Below are 16,823 nucleotides of genomic sequence, written 5' to 3'. Positions count from 1 at the left end.
CCACCTAATTTCCCCGATTCATATACAGCTGAATCGAGATATCATCCATTTGCCTTCCTTCTGCTTGCTTCATGCTTTCCAAAAAGCCTGCTAAATCTCTTTCCTGCATTTTTTCAAACTTCTTTACTTCAATATTTTTTTCCATTAGTTTTTCCTGCTGAAAATTCATTTGGCTTCTTGCATTTGCCACCATCTTTTGATAATGGTCAATTGTTTTCTCAAGGCTGCTCACAAAATGCTGGTGATGCCTGATTTCCTGAACCGGAAGTCCTTCAGCCAGTCTTGATTGCTGATATTCTTCCAGATCTTCTTTCTTTTTCAGCAGATCGTACAGTTTCTTTGCAGTTTCTTCAAATCGTTTTACAGCCTGATTATATACATCAAATGCCTGATCTTTTTCTCTTTCTTTAATCGTCAGGATTTTATTAAATTTAAATTGGTACTGCATTTTTTATTCCCCTTTTCCAGCTAATCCCTTTAATTGGCCAATGCTTTCCAAGATAGAAATTTTTTCGTTCGTTTCTTGTTTCAAAAAAGAGATAATCGAAGGATATAATCTTATGGCTTCATCTATTTCCATCGATGAGCCGCGTTTGTAGGCTCCAATATTAATTAAATCCTCTGCATTGATATATGTGCTCAGCATTTCTCTTACCTTTTCAGCTGATTTAACATGAGATGCATCTGCTATATGATTCATTACACGGCTTACACTTTTCAAGACATTAATAGCTGGATACTGCCCCTTGTTCGCTAATGACCGGTCAAGAACAAAGTGTCCATCCAATATTCCCCTGACAGTATCCGCGATTGGTTCATTCATATCGTCGCCGTCCACCAGTACGGTATAAAATGCCGTTATAGAGCCGTATTCGTTTGTACCTGTTCTTTCAAGCAGCTTAGGTAGTACAGCAAAAACAGATGGCGTATAGCCTTTAGTTGTTGGCGGTTCTCCGACTGCAAGGCCGACTTCCCGCTGAGCCATTGCCACCCTGGTTACTGAATCCATCATTAACATGACATTTAAGCCTTTGTCCCTGAAATATTCAGCAATTGCTGTGGCTGTGTATGCCCCTTTGATTCTCATGAGTGCCGGCTGATCAGAGGTAGCTACAACCACTATGGATCTTCTCAGCCCTTCCGGCCCCAGGTCTCTCTCAATGAACTCCCTTACTTCTCTGCCCCTCTCGCCAATAAGGGCAATCACATTTAAATCTGCATTAGTATTGCGGGCTATCATTCCAAGAAGAGTGCTCTTTCCAACTCCGCTTCCTGCAAATATCCCGACCCGCTGTCCGTTTCCCACAGTCAGCATACTGTCGATCATTCTTACACCTACTTCAATAGGTTCAGAGATCGGCGGTCTATTCAGAGGATTAGGAGGAGTTTGTTCCGTTAGGACTGGCGTCAGCCCTTTTGGGAGCATGGACCCATCTAGAGGCTTTCCGAGTGAGTCTATTGCCTGTCCAATTAGAGCCGGGCCTATCTTCACCTCAAGAGGTCTCGAGGTTGTCTCGACAAGAGAGCCTGGTGAAATATCCTGTACATCTGTATAAGGCATAAGTATCACATTCTCATTCTTAAATCCGACTACTTCCGCCTGGATCTTTCTTGTCCGTCCTTTGCCGATATGAATGATGCATACATCCCCAATAGAACTTTCCGGGCCTTGGGACTCAATCATCAGACCCACTACTCTTTTTACTCTGCCAAAACGCTTAAAGCTATCAATTTTTTCTATCTCGCTGATCAGCTGTTCAAAATTCAATTTGGTTCACTCTCCAGCATCTCAAAGAGTTTTCTTTTTATTTCTTCAAGCTGGCTGTCAACACTGGCTTCAATTCGTCCGTTGGCTGATTCAATTATGCAGCTTGTATTACTTAGTTCCTCATCCGGATAAATATATAAATCTGTCTCTTTAGGAAATACCCGGATTAGTTCTTCCTTATGGGATAGAAGCAAATCATAGTGTATTGGGTGTACATGGAGCTGAATCTCAGTATATTCTCTCGCTTCTTTTAAAGCCCTTTTTACTATAGAAAGGAATTGGTCACTATTCTGTTCAAGAACTTCGCTGAGTATTTTCCCTGCAACCTTTAATCCAAGGTTCAGAATGGTACGTTCAGAGGATTCGATGTGCAGCTGATAATCATGTTTGGCAGTGTTTACAACTTCTCTTGCCATATGAATCAGTTCACTGTATTCCCTGTGACCGCTTTGTCTGCCTTCATCAGCTCCAGCAGCAAACCCTTTTATTCTGGCATCTTCAAATATTTTTTGTTTTTCCTGTTCAAGCGCCTTGCGCTGTTCGTCCATTTGCCGGGCCACATTTTCAGAATCTATTCTTGCAGCGTTTACAATCCTCTCAGCTTCCTCACGGGCGCTGTTCAGCATGGCTTGAAGCTCTTCATGGGGTCTCGCCGCACTCTGCTCCACTGCCTCTTCAATATGGTTTGAATTGCTTTGCATCAGTCTGATCGAAATGACTTTCTTTTCTTCTTTCGGCACTGCGGGAGAGTATGATTTTATTAGCCTAGACAATAATATCATCTCCTCCGCCGCGAGCGACGATGATCTCCCCTGATTCTTCCAATCTGCGGATAATGCCAACTATTCTTGACTGGGCTTCTTCAACATCTCTTAATCTCACAGGACCCATATATTCCATTTCATCTTTGAAGGTTTCAACCATTCTTGAAGACATATTTTTAAAGACGATTTCTTTGACTTCATCACTCGACACTTTCAATGAAAGCATGAGGTCCTCAGTTTCACAATCACGGATAACGCGCTGTATAGCGCGGCTGTCCAGGGTAACGATATCTTCAAACACAAACATTCTCTTCTTAATTTCCTCAGCAAGCTCTGGATCCTGAATCTCCAGTGCATCCAGAATAGTCCTTTCTGTTGCACGGTCAACTCCATTTAGAACATCGACCACCGATTCAATGCCGCCGGTCTGAGTATAATCCTGAGTTACAGTAGAAGACAGCTTTCTTTCAAGAATCTGTTCAACTTCATTAATAATTTCAGGAGATGTACTATCCATAACAGCGATCCTTCTTGCAATATCCGCCTGCATTTCCTGCGGCAGCTCTGACAGAATTTGCCCGGCCTGCGCTGGATCAAGATATGACAATATCAAGGAGATTGTCTGCGGATGTTCATTTTGAATAAAATTAAGAATTTGTGCCGGATCAGCCTTTCTCGCAAAATCGAAAGGTCTTACCTGAAGAGAAGAAGTCAGCCTGTTAATAATGACTGAAGCCTGCTCTGTACCGAGTGCTTTCTCGAGAACTGTTTTTGCGTAACCGATTCCTCCCTGTGTAATATAATCCTGCGCCAGGGCAATTTGATGGAATTCTTCAAGGACTTCTTCTTTTGCAAACGAATCAACTTTTCGGACCCCTGAGATTTCCAGGGTCAATTTTTCAATTTCTTCCTCGCTTAAGTGTTTATAAACAGAGGATGCAACATCAGGACCAAGTGAAATAAGAAGAATAGCCGCTTTTTGCTTACCTGTGAGTTCTCTTTGTTCTTTTTTTGGCATTTTTCATCCTCCTTAATCTTCTGCGATCCATGTGCGAAGAAGCTTCGCAAAGTCTTCAGGCTTTTCCTTTGCCATTTTCTCCAGCTGTTTGCGCCTCATTGTACTCTCTGTTTCATGCTCATCATTAACATTCGGAAGGCTGAATGTCTCTTGTGCTTCTAATTCCATCTCCTCTTCTTGTTTCTGCTTCTTTCTCGCTTTTGCAAAAAGGAAGATTAATAGAGCGATAATTAACAGCAGTATTCCCCCGATTGCATAAATCCACCAGGGAATGCTGGTGCTTGTCTCATCAGGAAATTCAACTTTTCCGTTGAAAGGCTGTACTGAGACGACAATCTTATCCTGAATTGCCTCATCAGTTAATTCATCAGCTGCTGCATCTTTATTAATAGTCGTACGAACTACAGTCCCGAGGATTTGTGTAATATCATTTATTCTTTCCTGCGGAAGTGATGCAGGATCATCCGCTGTCGGTGGTTCCACCATTACCTGGATTCCTAAATCCCGGACTTTATATGGGCTTTCAACGATCTCTTTGCGGATTTTATTAACTTCATTATTAATAGTCTCTTCTATTCGTTCATAATCCCCGTTGGAATTTCCGTTTTCCTGATAAGTAGCAGCATCAGTGCCGGCAGGTTCATCGCTGCCGCCAGCAGGAGTAAATCCGCCTGCAGGATCACCGTTTCCAGTAAACGTTTCCGTAATCTTTTGAGCACTGATAGCAATACCTTCCATATTTTCTTCATCAACAGGTGTAACCAGGTTTTCTTCCCTGTTTTCCTGGGTAAAGTCAATATCGGCGGTTACAGATACAACCACCTTATCCTGTCCCATTAAAGTGCCCAGCATATTCTGCACCTGGCGCTGTACATCACGCTCGATTTCTTTTTTAATTTCATGCTGTGCCGCAAAAGTACTTTCAGGTGAATTTTGTTCATTTTTTAAATCAAAATACTCAAAGAACTGGTTGGTAATGACGATATTATCAGTGGGAAGATTTGGTATGCTTTTCGCAGCCAGGTGATAAAGCGCCTGAATTTGCGATTCTTCAAATTGATGACCTGGTTTTGTGTTAAGGACAATAGAAGCAGAGGCTTCCTCTAAAGGATCATTTACAAAAATGCCTTTCGCCGGAAGGTTAATCATTACCTTGGCATCGTTGACTCCATCGATCCCTTTCATCAAATTCGCAAGCTCCGTCTGCATTGCTTCCAGCTTCAGAACATTGAACTCGTTTTCAGTCATGCCAATTCCGGCATTTTGGCTGAAAAATGAATAATCAATGCTTCCTGATTTAGGAATTCCTTCTGCTGCCAGTTCTACTTTCAGGGTATCTACTGACTCTTCAGGTACTTTAATGGTTGTTCCGCCATCTGCTATTTCAGATACAATGCCTCTGGTATCGAGACTTTCTTTTATCGTTCCAGTTTCAGAAGGTGTCAGGTTGCTGTATAGGGGAACGAGATTGGTCCTGGTACTAAAGAGAGCTGCAGCTGCAATCAGCAATAAACATAATACAGCGGCACTAATCATAGTTGTCTTTTGTTTTTTAGACCTGCTTCCCCAATATTCTTTCAAGTTGCCTATATATCTCTGTAGCGTTTCTTTCATCACAATCCTCCGGTTATTCTGTCTAAGCTAATAACCGCCATGACTAGTTTTTAGCTTTAATCATTTTCTTTCATTAAAAAATTGAAAAAACCCCACCAATCAGCGGATTCTTTCAATTTTCTAAGTTTTTTCAATGGAACAGCTGTAATATTAAACCTGCATTCTCATAGCTTCCTGATAAGCTTCAATTACTTTATTTCTGATTTCTAGTCCAGCCTGCATTGTAATGCTCGCTTTCTGTGAAGTAATCATCACCTGGTGAAGATCAATATTTTCTCCCCTGGCAAGTTTTTCAGTCATAGCATCTGACTGAATCTGTGCATCATTTATTTTTTCAATTGATTGCTTCAAGACCGACGAAAAACTTTGCTGACCATCGAATGATGTATATGTATGAGTCTTTTGATTTTCAGCAGGCTTTAAAGCATTCACTGGCATAAAAGTTACATTATTCATTTAAGGTTCTCCTTATTTGCCGATTTCCAAAGCTTTCATCATCATCCCTTTAGAAGCATTAAAAACCGTTACGTTCGCTTCATATGACCTGGTGGCGCTAATAAGATCTGTCATCTCTCGTAAAGGGTCGACATTGGGCATTTCAACATATCCGTCTTCATTCGCATCGACATGGGAAGGATCATAAACCATTTTAGTTGGGGTCACTCGATCTTCTACAATTCTTGACACCTTTACCCCATTACCTGCTGAAACTCCTCCTTTTCGGCTTATGGCCATATTTAAAAAGGATGAGAACTGCCCTTCTTTCGGTTCCAGTACTACTGATTTCCTTCTGTAGGGTCCATCTCCATTTATACTTCTTGTAGAATCCGCATTGGCCATATTTGAAGAAATCACATCCATGCGGAGCCTTTGGGCAGTTAGTGCCGATGCTGTGTTGTTCATACTATGAAACATAGACATTACTACTTGCCTCCCCGCAATACATTCTGCAGACTGGAAAACTTGCCGCTTACCCGTTCAATAACTGCATTATAGTAAATCTGATTTGTAGCCAGATCCGCCATTTCCTTATCTAAATCCACACTATTGCCATTATGATTGTAAGAAGTATCAGGTATGGTCACTATCCCTTGCCCTGAGGATGAAACATTTTTAAAATCGTAATGTCTATAATCACTTTTGTTCGCATCCATTGAATCATTTAAAGCGCTCTTGAAAGCAGCTTTAAAGCTAGCATCTTTTGCTTTATAGTTTGGAGTATCAGCATTTCCAATATTTTGTGAAATTACTTTTTGTTTAAGAGAAGAATAATTCAATGCTTGTTCTAATGTTGATATAGTGCCGGAAAACAGCTTCAATCATAACACCTCGAATAAAAACAAAATTTTTACATGGTAATTATTGTAGAAATTTGGTGATAATGGACAAAATATGTCATCATAAACATTATTGTAATGAATATGAAATAATATGTCTATGTACATAAGGTTAATTTTAATGATTCTTTTGGCCTATTTTCGACAAATCTTTTAAATATGCTGAAAGTTACACAAGTTATTTTGTAATAATTTCCATAACCAGTTTATTCTTTATTCCTTCTGAATTTTTCTCGCTTCCCCTATTCTAGTTCTTATGGACTATAATTTTAAATGTTCCACTTGAAAATTATGTAGTCTATGACTAATGAACTTATAAATTTTGTTTAAAATTCATAAATTTACCAATTTTAATCGTAATAATTTTGTAACAAAAAAAACCCGCCACTGAGGGACGGGTTACAGATTATATTAGTTTGATTTAAGCTTTTCCAATTCAACCAGGAACTTGTCATTTAGGACTTTGATATAAGTACCCTTCATTCCTAAAGAACGGGACTCAATAACTCCTGCACTTTCCAGTTTTCTTAGGGCATTTACGATTACAGAGCGGGTAATTCCTACACGATCAGCAATTTTTGACGCAACAAGAAGTCCTTCGTTGCCGTTAAGCTCTTCAAAAATATGCTCGATCGCTTCAAGCTCGCTGTAAGAAAGAGAACTGATTGCCATTTGTACAACAGCTTTGCTGCGAGCTTCTTCTTCAATTTCTTCCGCTTTTTCACGCAGAATTTCCATGCCAACTACAGTAGCGCCATATTCAGCAAGAATTAAATCATCATCATGGAACTGTTCCTGTAATCTCGCAAGAATAAGTGTGCCGAGACGCTCACCGCCGCCGATGATTGGAACAATTGTAGTCAATCCACTAGCAAAAAGGTCCTTGTTTTCAACTGGGAATGCAGTATATTCGCTTTCCATATCAAGGTTTGATGAAGTTTCCTGGATGTTAAATAAGTTTTTCGTATATTCTTCAGGAAACTGACGATCTTCAAGCATTTGCTTCATGCGCTCATTTTCGATTTGCTGGTTTACTGCAAATCCAAGCAGTTTGCCTCTGCGGCTTACTACGAAGATATTTGCTTCGATTACATCACTAAGTGTTTCTGACATTTCTTTGAAGTTAACCGGCTTTCCGGCTGCTCTTTGAAGCATTGCATTAATCTTTCTTGTTTTTGTTAATAAATCCATTGTATTTCCTCCTATTTGCTGCAACCCATAAACATATATTTTGTTAAAATTTAATATCTTATTGCTTCTGTTTGAATCAAACGTCATTTTGACTTTTTTCAGGATTCACTTTCCGTTACCCTTTGACCTTAGCCTTTAAACTATGAGGTCATAGTATAAACTGGCTTAAATCCTTATTGCGGGAAATGGCTCCGAGCTTTTCCTCAACATACTGAGGGGTAATCGTGATTTTTTCCATGGTGATGTCCGGTGCTTCAAATGATAAATCTTCGAGCAGCTTTTCCATGATTGTATGAAGACGCCTTGCACCGATATTATCTGTATTTTGATTAACTTCGAAAGCAAATTGAGCAATCCTACGAATAGCATCGTCAGAAAATTCAATTTGTATACCTTCAGTTACCAATAATGCTTCATATTGTTTAATTAATGCATTGTCGGGTTCCACAAGTATTTTGTAGAAATCTTCAACAGTTAGCTTTGTAAGCTCCACACGGATCGGAAAACGCCCCTGCAATTCAGGAATAAGGTCAGAAGGCTTTGCCATATGGAAAGCTCCTGCAGCAATAAACAATACATGGTCCGTTTTAACAGAACCGTATTTGGTTACTACTGTTGAACCTTCCACCACCGGCAAAATATCTCTTTGAACCCCTTCCCTTGAGACATCCGCTGATGAACCGCCGCTGTTTTTGCTGGCAATTTTATCGATCTCATCAATGAATATTATTCCTGACTGTTCAGCACGGAATACAGCCTCCTGACTGACTTCATCCATATCAATCAGCTTTTGGGCTTCTTCATTTGTCAAGATCTTTCTGGCTTCTCTTACAGTCAGTTTTCTTTTTTTCCTTTTCTTTGGCATAAGGCTGCTGAGGGCATCCTGCATATTCATGCCCATTTGCTCCATCCCAGAGCCCTGCAGCATGTCAAACATGGAAGGCTGCTGCTCTTCCACCTCAACTGTAATCACTTCATTTTCCAATTCGCCAAGTGCAAGCTTTTCTTTTACAATCTTGCGCTTTTCCTGGAGGTTTAAATCTTCTGTCTGATACGTATCCTGCTGCTGATCATTACCTCCGCCAAATAGCATTTCAAGTGGATTTTTATAATTAGCGGCCTTTTTGGCACCAGGTACAAGCAGTTCAAGTATGCGGCGGTTGGCACTTTCTTCTGCTCTTTCCTTTACACTGGCCATCTTCTCTTCTTTTACCAGACGGACGGATGTTTCCACAAGATCTCTGACCATAGATTCAACATCCCTGCCCACATATCCTACTTCAGTGAATTTGGTTGCCTCCACTTTAACAAATGGTGCGCCTACCAATTTAGCCATTCTGCGCGCAATTTCAGTTTTTCCAACACCAGTTGGGCCGATCATCAATATATTTTTAGGATTTACTTCTTCCCGCAATTTTTCTTCCAGCAAGCTTCGGCGATAACGATTTCGAAGAGCTACCGCAACTGCTTTTTTTGCATCCTTTTGACCAATGATATATTGATCCAAGCGCTCAACAATTTGGCGCGGAGTTAAGCTTGTTCCTTTACCCATTCAACAGCACTCCTTTATTAGAGTTCTTCCACAATGATATTGTGGTTTGTATATACACATATTTCGGCAGCCATTTCAAGTGAGGCCTTGGCAATTCCTCTTGCTGACAAGTGTTCGCCTGCGAATCTTTTTAAAGATCGTCCGGCTGCAAGAGCATAATTGCCTCCTGATCCAATAGCCAGAATTCCATCATCCGGCTCAATAACTTCACCTGTACCGGAGATTAGCAGCAGACTATCCTTGTTCATAACGATAAGCATTGCTTCAAGCTTGCGCAAAACCTTGTCGCTTCTCCATTCTTTTGCTAGCTCCACAGCTGCTCTCTCAAGGTTGCCATTATACTCTTCAAGCTTTCCTTCAAACATTTCGAATAACGTAAATGCATCGGCAACTGAGCCTGCAAATCCAGCAAGCACCTTCCCATTAAAAAGCTTTCTGACTTTTCTTGCAGTGTGTTTCATTACAACTGCATTTCCAAAGGTAACCTGGCCGTCGCCAGACATTGCACATTCTCCATTATGATGCACAGCAAATATTGTTGTTGCATGAAATTCGGACATGAAAGACTCCTCCTTTGGAGCATATTGCCTTTGATTTTTTTCTGCAGACTATTCGTTAATGGCTGTTTTCCGCTACGCCCGCGGATGATGGGCCATATAAGTTTTTTTCAAGTATTCATTCGTTACATGTGTATATACCTGGGTCGAAGATAGAAATGCGTGTCCAAGCAATTCCTGGACTGTTCTCATATCAGCCCCATTAGCCATTAAATGCGTCGCAAATGTGTGGCGAAGCATGTGGGGGTGAATTTTGCCTGTTAAGGATGATTTCTCTATGATCCGGTCAAGAATAGTCCTGATTCCCCTTGCTGTAAGAGGACCGCCACGGGCGTTCAAAAACAAATTTTCCTGCATGTTCCCATTTGCAAGCAATTCTTTACGGCCATGGTTTATGTATGTGTCAATTGCGTCCTGGGCGAAGCTGCCGAAAGGAACATACCGTTCTTTGCTGCCCTTTCCCCGTACAAGAACAGTTGATAAATGCATATCCAGATCTTTTAAGCGGATTTGACTGCACTCACTTACACGGATGCCCGTTGCATATAATAATTCAAGAAGGGCTTTATTTCTTTGCCCAAGAGGAGTGCTGGATTCACAAGCATCAAAAAGCTGTTTCATTTCCTCTTCATAGAAAAATTCCGGCAGCTTTTTCTGTGCTTTCGGAATGGAAACAAGTGCGAAAGGATTCTCAGCGACTATCTCTTCTCTTAGCAAAAATTTAAAAAAACTCCTTAGGCTTGATATCTTTCTGGCAACAGACTTGCGTGACATCTTTCTTTCGAAAAGATTAGTAAGATATATCCTGACATCCTGATACTCGACTTTTGTTAAATCTGAAATGGCTTGTTCAGACATGAACATAAAGAAATCACTTATATCATGCTGGTAATGTTCAATAGTATATTGTGAATAATTTTTCTCGATTTGTAAATATTCAATAAACAACTTTAAAGAAACGTTCACATTTTCAGACATCAATTGTTCACCTCGGCATGGGCTACTAAATAGTATCACAACTCAGCAGCCCACGCAACATAATTTACAAATTTTTCACAAAGTTCTGAATTGTTCCCAATGCTCTTTCTGCATGTTTTTCATTTCTTTCTTTTTTTCCTCTAATTTTTTCAGGAAGATCTGGGAATAAACCAAAATTAGCATTCATAGGCTGGAAACTCTTCGGGTTTGCTGTAGTAATATATCGAGCCATACTTCCAATCGCCGTTTCATGAGGAAACTCTATTGGATCTTCTCCTGCAACAAGCCTTGCAGCATTGATGCCTGCCACAAGTCCGCTGGCTGCAGATTCCACATACCCTTCAACTCCGGTCATTTGTCCTGCAAAGAATAAATCATCCCTATTCTTGAACTGATATGTTGCACGAAGGACTTTTGGAGAATTGATGAATGTATTCCGGTGCATAACACCATATCTTACTATCTCAGCATTTTCAAGACCAGGAATCAATCGGATTACTTCTTTTTGAGGACCCCATTTCAGATGTGTCTGAAAACCTACTATATTGTAAAGAGTTCCTGCTGCATCATCCTGGCGAAGCTGGACAACTGCATATGGCCTTTTTCCTGTTTTAGGATCTTCTAAACCAACAGGTTTCATCGGGCCGAAAAGCATGGTTTTCTTCCCCCTGTTTGCCATCACTTCTATTGGCATACAGCCCTCGAAAAAGATTTCCTTTTCAAATTCCTTTAATGGAACTGTTTCCGCTGAGGTAAGAGCCTCATAAAAGCGGTCAAATTCTTCTTCTGTCATTGGACAATTCAGATATGCCGCTTCTCCCTTATCATAACGTGATTTCAAATAAACTTTATTCATATCGATTGAATCTTTTTCGAGAATTGGAGCAGCCGCATCATAAAAATATAAATAATCTTCCCCGGACAGCTCCTTTAATTTTGCGGATAAAGCTTCACTTGTGAGCGGTCCAGTGGCAATAACAGTTGGCCCTTCCGGAATATCTGTCACTTCTTCGTTTATTACTGTTACGTTCGGATGGTTTTTGACTTGTTCGGTTACACGGGCAGCAAAATCATGGCGGTCAACTGCCAATGCGCCTCCGGCAGGAACTGCACTGCTGTCAGCTGAATGGATAATGACAGAATTCAGCTTTCTCATTTCTTCTTTTAATACCCCGACTGCATTTGTTAAAGTATTTGCACGCAGGGAGTTGCTGCAGACAAGTTCTGCAAATTTATCAGTGTGATGAGCAGGAGTCTGCCTTACAGGCCTCATTTCATATAGATTTACCTTTATTCCCCTGCTGGCAAGCTGCCAAGCAGCCTCACTGCCTGCCAATCCTGCGCCAATTACATTCACTGCTGTATCTTTCATAAATTGAACCTCCATATATACTTATGATGACGATATCATGAATAATTTATATTTATTAAAAACAGTCTCTCTTACTTTACCCTGTTCTTATTCATTTTGCCATTTTACAATACGATTTAAAAATAAAAAAGTTTCATGTACTAATTTCTTTGAAAATAGCCAGACTGGAAGTATTTTGGATGCTCATCCCTCAATAGAAAAGAGTGAGCATTTAAGCTCACCCTTAACTTTGCTTTTCTTCCTTATAGTCGCATTCAACACACTGAACCTGAACACCTTTTTTGAGTTTTTTCTCAACCAGCAGGTTATCACATTTCGGACAGCTTCTCGGCAGGGGCTTATCCCAAGAAATAAAGTCACATTCAGGGAACCTGTCACAGCCGTAGAAGATCCGGCGTTTTTTGCTTTTTCTTTCAATGATATTACCTTCTTCGCACTTTGGACATTTCACACCGATATCCTTGACAATCGGTTTAGTATTGCGGCAGTCAGGGAAATTGCTGCAGGCCATGAACTTTCCATAGCGTCCCATCTTGAACACCATAGGATTGCCGCATTGTTCGCAATCCTCACCGGCAGGTTCATCCTTAATTTCTACTTCCTGCATTTCCTTTTCCGCTATTTTAAGATTTTTTTCAAAATCTATATAGAAATCATCAATGATCTGTACCCAGTTGACTTTGCCTTCTTCAACATAGTCCAGATCTTTTTCCATTTTTGCGGTAAACTCGATATCAAGGATCTCAGGGAAGAATTCCATGATTAATTCTAGAACGATTTCACCCAGTTCGGTCGGAATAAAACGTTTATTATCCAGAGCAACATAGCCCCGTTTTTGGATTGTATCAAGTGTCGGTGCGAAGGTGGATGGCCGCCCAATGCCCTGTTCTTCAAGTGTTTTTACCAGCCTTGCCTCAGTATACCTTGGAGGTGGCTGTGTAAAGTGCTGTTTAGGTTCGATGTCTTTTTTAAGGACTTCATCCCCTTCCTTCAGATCAGGGAGCATATTATCTTTTTCCTCCGACTGGTCATCAGTGCCTTCAACATATACTTTCATGAATCCTGGGAATTTCACTTTTGAGCCTGTTGCCCGGAAGATCACTTCACCATTTTTCAGATCGACACTCATGGTGTCCATAACCGCTGGTGCCATTTGGCTTGCAACAAAGCGTTCCCAGATAAGCCTGTATAATCGCAGCTGATCACGCGACAAGTATTCTTTTAAACTTGCAGGCGACCTTAATGTGCTTGTCGGGCGGATGGCCTCATGGGCATCTTGGGCATTGCTGTTTTTCTTTTCTTTTTTCTTTTCACTCTGCAGGAACTCTTTCCCGTAAGAGCTTTGAATATAGTCTGCAGCTTCACTTTGTGCAATTTCGGATATGCGTGTTGAGTCGGTTCTCATATAAGTGATTAAACCGACAGTTCCTTCCTTGCCGAGTTCAATTCCTTCATATAGCTGCTGTGCAAGCATCATCGTTTTCTTGGCACGGAAATTTAATTTTCTTGCAGCTTCCTGCTGAAGTGATGACGTAGTAAAAGGGGCTGCAGGATTCCGCTTTCTTTCCTTCTTGGTGACCGATTCCACCTTGAATTTATTGCCCATCATTTTACTTAAAATATTTTGAACTTCGCTTTCCGACTTCAATTCCACTTTTTCATTCTTAAATCCGTAAAATGATGCATCAAAGGCTGTTTTTCCTTTAAGGAACTCTCCATCAATGGACCAGTACTCTTCTGGTATAAAGTCCTTAATTTCCTTTTCACGGTCGATGATCAATCGGACTGCAACAGACTGGACTCTCCCCGCACTTAATCCTTTTTTCACTTTCTTCCATAGTAAGGGGCTGATATTATAGCCTACCAGTCTGTCCAGCATCCTTCTTGCCTGCTGCGCATCAACAAGATCCATGTTGATTGGCCTTGGATGCTTAAAGGATTCTTTAATGGCATCTTTAGTGATTTCATTAAAAACAACACGGCAATCCGACTTAATATCCATATCCAGGCTATGTGCCAAATGCCAGGCAATAGCTTCTCCTTCTCTGTCGGGGTCAGCCGCGAGATAAATTTTCTTAGCTTTTTTGGCCGCTGTCTTAAGCTCCTTTAAAACAGGGCCCTTTCCGCGAATTGTTATGTATTTGGGTTCAAAGTTATTTTCCACATCAATGCCCATTTGGCTTTTGGGAAGATCCCTGACATGTCCCATGGAAGCTTTTACTTTATATTTTTTTCCTAAATAACGCTCAATCGTTTTTGCCTTTGCAGGTGACTCAACGATAACAAGAAACTCTGACATCAATAGTCCTCCTTGAGAGGGAATTTTAAAACATCCAGGCAAAATCTTTTTGAAACACGGTATTTTTCACCTGCTAAAATTGCCTGTCTTCTTTATTTATATCAATAGAACAGCCTCATAATTGCATGTGTATTGAAATATTCATTATTATTCTACATTCTATTCAAGTTTGTCAAACTTAATCGGATTATTTCCGCAACCGTTTCCAAGAAAAGATCCTAAATTAACTAACTAAGCATTCTCTTACTTTCGTTCATACCTGTTGCAAAATGTATAACAGTTTTAATAGAATTTCAACCTTTTTGTAAAAAATCCTTTAAATAAACAAATTTATTATGACTGATGAAAGATTAGGAGCCTTTAATTTATATCAAGGCTCCTTTTTTATTTGACCTGATCAGTAAGGGAACTCCTCTAAGATTTCTTCAGCTGATTTAACCAGTTTGGCGCCTTGCTGAATTAACTCATTGGTTCCACATGAGAATGGGCTAAAAATATTCCCTGGTACCGCAAACACTTCCCGGCCTTCTTGCACAGCATAGTTAGCTGTAATAAGAGAGCCGCTTTTGCTTTTCGCCTGAATAATCAGTGTCCCTCTGCTAATACCGCTTATGATTCGGTTTCTCATTGGAAACTGCCATCTTGAGGGCCTTGTGTCTGGCGGATATTCAGATATAACCAGATGGTTTTTCATCATTTCATAAGCAAGCATCTGATTTGCCTGTGGATAAATATGAAACAGGCCCCCGGCTATGACACCGATTGTTTTTCCTTTATTTTTTATTGCTTCCTTATGCGCAATGGCATCGATGCCGGCCGCCAGCCCGCTTACAATAATAACCCCACGGTCAATAAGCTTGGGGAAAATGGACTGAATGGCTTTTTCGCCATACTCTGTTGCCTGTCTGGACCCAACAACGGCCAGATGAACTCCGCTATTCAAAAGACGGGTATCGCCTCGGGCATATAAAACCCAAGGCGGCTGGTATGTTTCTTTTAGCAGAACTGGATATTCCTCGTCAAAAATTGTAATGGCTTTAATGCCATTTGGTGAGTATTGGCGAATTTGTTCCTCAATTCGATCAGAATGGAGATCCTGGAGTGCATTGGAAAGTGCTTCCTGAGTGGTGATTACCTGCGGCATAATTCGGCGGGGTGCATCATTATACAGAAATTTCAATTCGGGATCTGTTTTCAGAATGTAATAAATCATCTTCCAGCTCATTCCTCTGCAGTGGTGGAGATGGGTGAGCCTCATATTAAATTCATTCATGGGAGCCTCCTGAAATGTTATTAGAGTAGACGGGGGTATGTGGGGGATGACCGGATTTGACAATGCAGAAATAGTCCCTCATAAAGAGGGACTATTCTTAAGTTATTCGAAAAGATTAGTGTGTTTTACACTGGTCATAAAGGCCTTTTTCTTTTAGAACCTTAATCAGGGTTTCACCCATTACGGATGGAGTATCAGCTACCTGAATTCCGCATTCATTCATTACACGGATTTTTTCATCAGCTGTTCCTTTGCCTCCTGAAATAATTGCTCCGGCATGGCCCATACGCTTTCCTGGAGGTGCAGTGCGCCCTCCGATGAAGCCTACAACAGGCTTGGTCATGTTCTCTTTAACCCATTCTGCAGCTTCTTCTTCAGCAGTTCCGCCGATTTCACCAATCATGATGACAGCATAAGTTTCAGGATCTTCATTGAATGCTTTTAAAACATCAATGAAGTTTGTTCCGTTAACCGGATCTCCGCCGATTCCAACAGCAGTAGATTGGCCGATTCCTTCCTGTGTCAGCTGATGTACAGCTTCATAAGTCAATGTTCCGGAACGGGACACAACTCCAACATGGCCTTTAGTGTGGATGTAACCAGGCATAATGCCGATCTTACACTCTTCAGGAGTGATAACACCCGGGCAGTTAGGACCTACAAGGCGTGTCTTCTTGCCTTCCATATAACGCTTAACTTTAACCATATCCAACACAGGAATATGCTCAGTGATACAAATTGCAAGATCCAATTCTGCATCTACAGCCTCAAGAATAGCATCTGCAGCAAATGGAGCCGGAACATAGATTACGGAGGCATTTGCACCTGTTGCCTTAACCGCTTCCTCCACTGTATTGAAGACAGGAACACCCTCTACTTCAGTACCGCCTTTCCCCGGAGTTACACCGCCGACAATTTGCGTTCCGTATTCAAGCATTTGCTTTGTATGGAAGAGGGCTGTTGAGCCGGTAATCCCTTGAACTATAACTTTAGTATCTTTATTAATAAATACGCTCACATTAATTCTCCTTCCTGGTCTAAAGAGTGCCGTCATATGCTCATAGGCTTTAATCAAAAACTGAAGATCGGTTTCCGCTATA

Annotated in this window: 16 protein-coding genes; all 16 read right to left on the bottom strand. The window is 40.9% G+C overall.

The features are described from left to right. Nucleotides 1-4: 4 nt before the first annotated feature. The gene (gene fliJ / locus CE058_RS22350; protein WP_048009024.1) at nucleotides 5-448 is read right to left on the bottom strand and encodes a flagellar export protein FliJ; all 444 of its coding nucleotides are present in this window, start codon (nucleotides 446-448) and stop codon (nucleotides 5-7) included. A gap of 3 nt (nucleotides 449-451) precedes the next feature. Beyond that, nucleotides 452-1,768, bottom strand: coding sequence for a flagellar protein export ATPase FliI (gene fliI, locus CE058_RS22345; RefSeq protein WP_163145094.1), 1,317 nt, complete (start codon nucleotides 1,766-1,768; stop codon nucleotides 452-454). After that, entirely contained in the window at nucleotides 1,765-2,550 is a 786-nt protein-coding gene (gene fliH, locus CE058_RS22340) for a flagellar assembly protein FliH (RefSeq protein ID WP_163145093.1), read from the bottom strand. Before fliH ends, fliI begins: the two co-directional genes overlap by 4 nt. After that, nucleotides 2,534-3,550 carry a flagellar motor switch protein FliG gene (gene fliG / locus CE058_RS22335; protein WP_163145092.1) on the bottom strand — a complete coding sequence of 339 codons (1,017 nt, stop codon included), beginning with the start codon at nucleotides 3,548-3,550 and terminating at the stop codon, nucleotides 2,534-2,536. Before fliG ends, fliH begins: the two co-directional genes overlap by 17 nt. A 12-nt stretch (nucleotides 3,551-3,562) precedes the next feature. Beyond that, nucleotides 3,563-5,164, bottom strand: a complete 1,602-nt coding sequence (gene fliF / locus CE058_RS22330; RefSeq protein WP_163145091.1) for a flagellar basal-body MS-ring/collar protein FliF — start codon at nucleotides 5,162-5,164, stop codon at nucleotides 3,563-3,565. 150 nt (nucleotides 5,165-5,314) lie between these two features. Further along, on the bottom strand, nucleotides 5,315-5,620 hold the full coding sequence (gene fliE / locus CE058_RS22325) for a flagellar hook-basal body complex protein FliE (RefSeq protein WP_048009029.1): 306 nt from the start codon (nucleotides 5,618-5,620) through the stop codon (nucleotides 5,315-5,317). 12 nt (nucleotides 5,621-5,632) lie between these two features. Beyond that, on the bottom strand, nucleotides 5,633-6,085 hold the full coding sequence (gene flgC, locus CE058_RS22320; RefSeq protein WP_048009030.1) for a flagellar basal body rod protein FlgC: 453 nt from the start codon (nucleotides 6,083-6,085) through the stop codon (nucleotides 5,633-5,635). 2 nt (nucleotides 6,086-6,087) lie between these two features. Continuing rightward, nucleotides 6,088-6,483, bottom strand: coding sequence for a flagellar basal body rod protein FlgB (flgB, locus tag CE058_RS22315; protein ID WP_163145090.1), 396 nt, complete (start codon nucleotides 6,481-6,483; stop codon nucleotides 6,088-6,090). A 429-nt stretch (nucleotides 6,484-6,912) separates the two neighbouring features. Continuing rightward, nucleotides 6,913-7,692 carry a GTP-sensing pleiotropic transcriptional regulator CodY gene (codY, locus tag CE058_RS22310; RefSeq protein WP_035328947.1) on the bottom strand — a complete coding sequence of 260 codons (780 nt, stop codon included), beginning with the start codon at nucleotides 7,690-7,692 and terminating at the stop codon, nucleotides 6,913-6,915. Nucleotides 7,693-7,840: 148 nt separating this feature from the next. Next, on the bottom strand, nucleotides 7,841-9,244 hold the full coding sequence (hslU, locus tag CE058_RS22305) for an ATP-dependent protease ATPase subunit HslU (RefSeq protein WP_048009032.1): 1,404 nt from the start codon (nucleotides 9,242-9,244) through the stop codon (nucleotides 7,841-7,843). A gap of 17 nt (nucleotides 9,245-9,261) precedes the next feature. Beyond that, a complete protein-coding gene (gene hslV / locus CE058_RS22300) occupies nucleotides 9,262-9,804 on the bottom strand; it encodes an ATP-dependent protease subunit HslV (protein WP_048009033.1) in 543 nt (180 codons plus the stop codon). Between the two features lie 72 nt (nucleotides 9,805-9,876). Beyond that, on the bottom strand, nucleotides 9,877-10,779 hold the full coding sequence (xerC, locus tag CE058_RS22295; RefSeq protein WP_048009034.1) for a tyrosine recombinase XerC: 903 nt from the start codon (nucleotides 10,777-10,779) through the stop codon (nucleotides 9,877-9,879). A 64-nt stretch (nucleotides 10,780-10,843) separates the two neighbouring features. Continuing rightward, nucleotides 10,844-12,151 (bottom strand): FADH(2)-oxidizing methylenetetrahydrofolate--tRNA-(uracil(54)-C(5))-methyltransferase TrmFO, encoded by a 1,308-nt coding sequence (gene trmFO / locus CE058_RS22290; protein WP_048009035.1) that lies wholly within the window; start codon nucleotides 12,149-12,151, stop codon nucleotides 10,844-10,846. A 223-nt stretch (nucleotides 12,152-12,374) separates the two neighbouring features. Beyond that, nucleotides 12,375-14,450, bottom strand: coding sequence for a type I DNA topoisomerase (gene topA, locus CE058_RS22285; protein WP_048009036.1), 2,076 nt, complete (start codon nucleotides 14,448-14,450; stop codon nucleotides 12,375-12,377). Between the two features lie 397 nt (nucleotides 14,451-14,847). After that, nucleotides 14,848-15,723 (bottom strand): DNA-processing protein DprA, encoded by an 876-nt coding sequence (dprA, locus tag CE058_RS22280; RefSeq protein ID WP_048009037.1) that lies wholly within the window; start codon nucleotides 15,721-15,723, stop codon nucleotides 14,848-14,850. A 115-nt stretch (nucleotides 15,724-15,838) separates the two neighbouring features. After that, on the bottom strand, nucleotides 15,839-16,741 hold the full coding sequence (gene sucD, locus CE058_RS22275) for a succinate--CoA ligase subunit alpha (protein ID WP_035328940.1): 903 nt from the start codon (nucleotides 16,739-16,741) through the stop codon (nucleotides 15,839-15,841). Between the last annotated feature and the right edge of the window lie 82 nt (nucleotides 16,742-16,823).

It is taken from the genome of Bacillus sp. 22-7 (assembly GCF_010628845.1).
GTDB classification, from domain to species: Bacteria; Bacillota; Bacilli; order Bacillales; family Cytobacillaceae; genus Cytobacillus; species Cytobacillus firmus_B.
The sequence above is the reverse complement of the archived record's forward strand: the minus strand, read 5'-3'. Positions and strand labels throughout refer to the sequence as shown.

Bases quoted from the DNA above. Each gene is read 5' to 3' on its own strand.
- codY (WP_035328947.1), bottom strand. From the start codon at position 7,692: ATGGATTTATTAACAAAAACAAGAAAGATTAATGCAATGCTTCAAAGA.
- fliH (WP_163145093.1), bottom strand. From the start codon at position 2,550: ATGATATTATTGTCTAGGCTAATAAAATCATACTCTCCCGCAGTGCCG.
- topA (WP_048009036.1), bottom strand. From the start codon at position 14,450: ATGTCAGAGTTTCTTGTTATCGTTGAGTCACCTGCAAAGGCAAAAACG.
- dprA (WP_048009037.1), bottom strand. From the start codon at position 15,723: ATGAATGAATTTAATATGAGGCTCACCCATCTCCACCACTGCAGAGGA.
- trmFO (WP_048009035.1), bottom strand. From the start codon at position 12,151: ATGAAAGATACAGCAGTGAATGTAATTGGCGCAGGATTGGCAGGCAGT.
- hslV (WP_048009033.1), bottom strand. From the start codon at position 9,804: ATGTCCGAATTTCATGCAACAACAATATTTGCTGTGCATCATAATGGA.
- hslU (WP_048009032.1), bottom strand. From the start codon at position 9,244: ATGGGTAAAGGAACAAGCTTAACTCCGCGCCAAATTGTTGAGCGCTTG.
- flgC (WP_048009030.1), bottom strand. From the start codon at position 6,085: ATGTCTATGTTTCATAGTATGAACAACACAGCATCGGCACTAACTGCC.
- fliG (WP_163145092.1), bottom strand. From the start codon at position 3,550: ATGCCAAAAAAAGAACAAAGAGAACTCACAGGTAAGCAAAAAGCGGCT.
- fliE (WP_048009029.1), bottom strand. From the start codon at position 5,620: ATGAATAATGTAACTTTTATGCCAGTGAATGCTTTAAAGCCTGCTGAA.
- fliF (WP_163145091.1), bottom strand. From the start codon at position 5,164: ATGAAAGAAACGCTACAGAGATATATAGGCAACTTGAAAGAATATTGG.
- xerC (WP_048009034.1), bottom strand. From the start codon at position 10,779: ATGTCTGAAAATGTGAACGTTTCTTTAAAGTTGTTTATTGAATATTTA.
- fliJ (WP_048009024.1), bottom strand. From the start codon at position 448: ATGCAGTACCAATTTAAATTTAATAAAATCCTGACGATTAAAGAAAGA.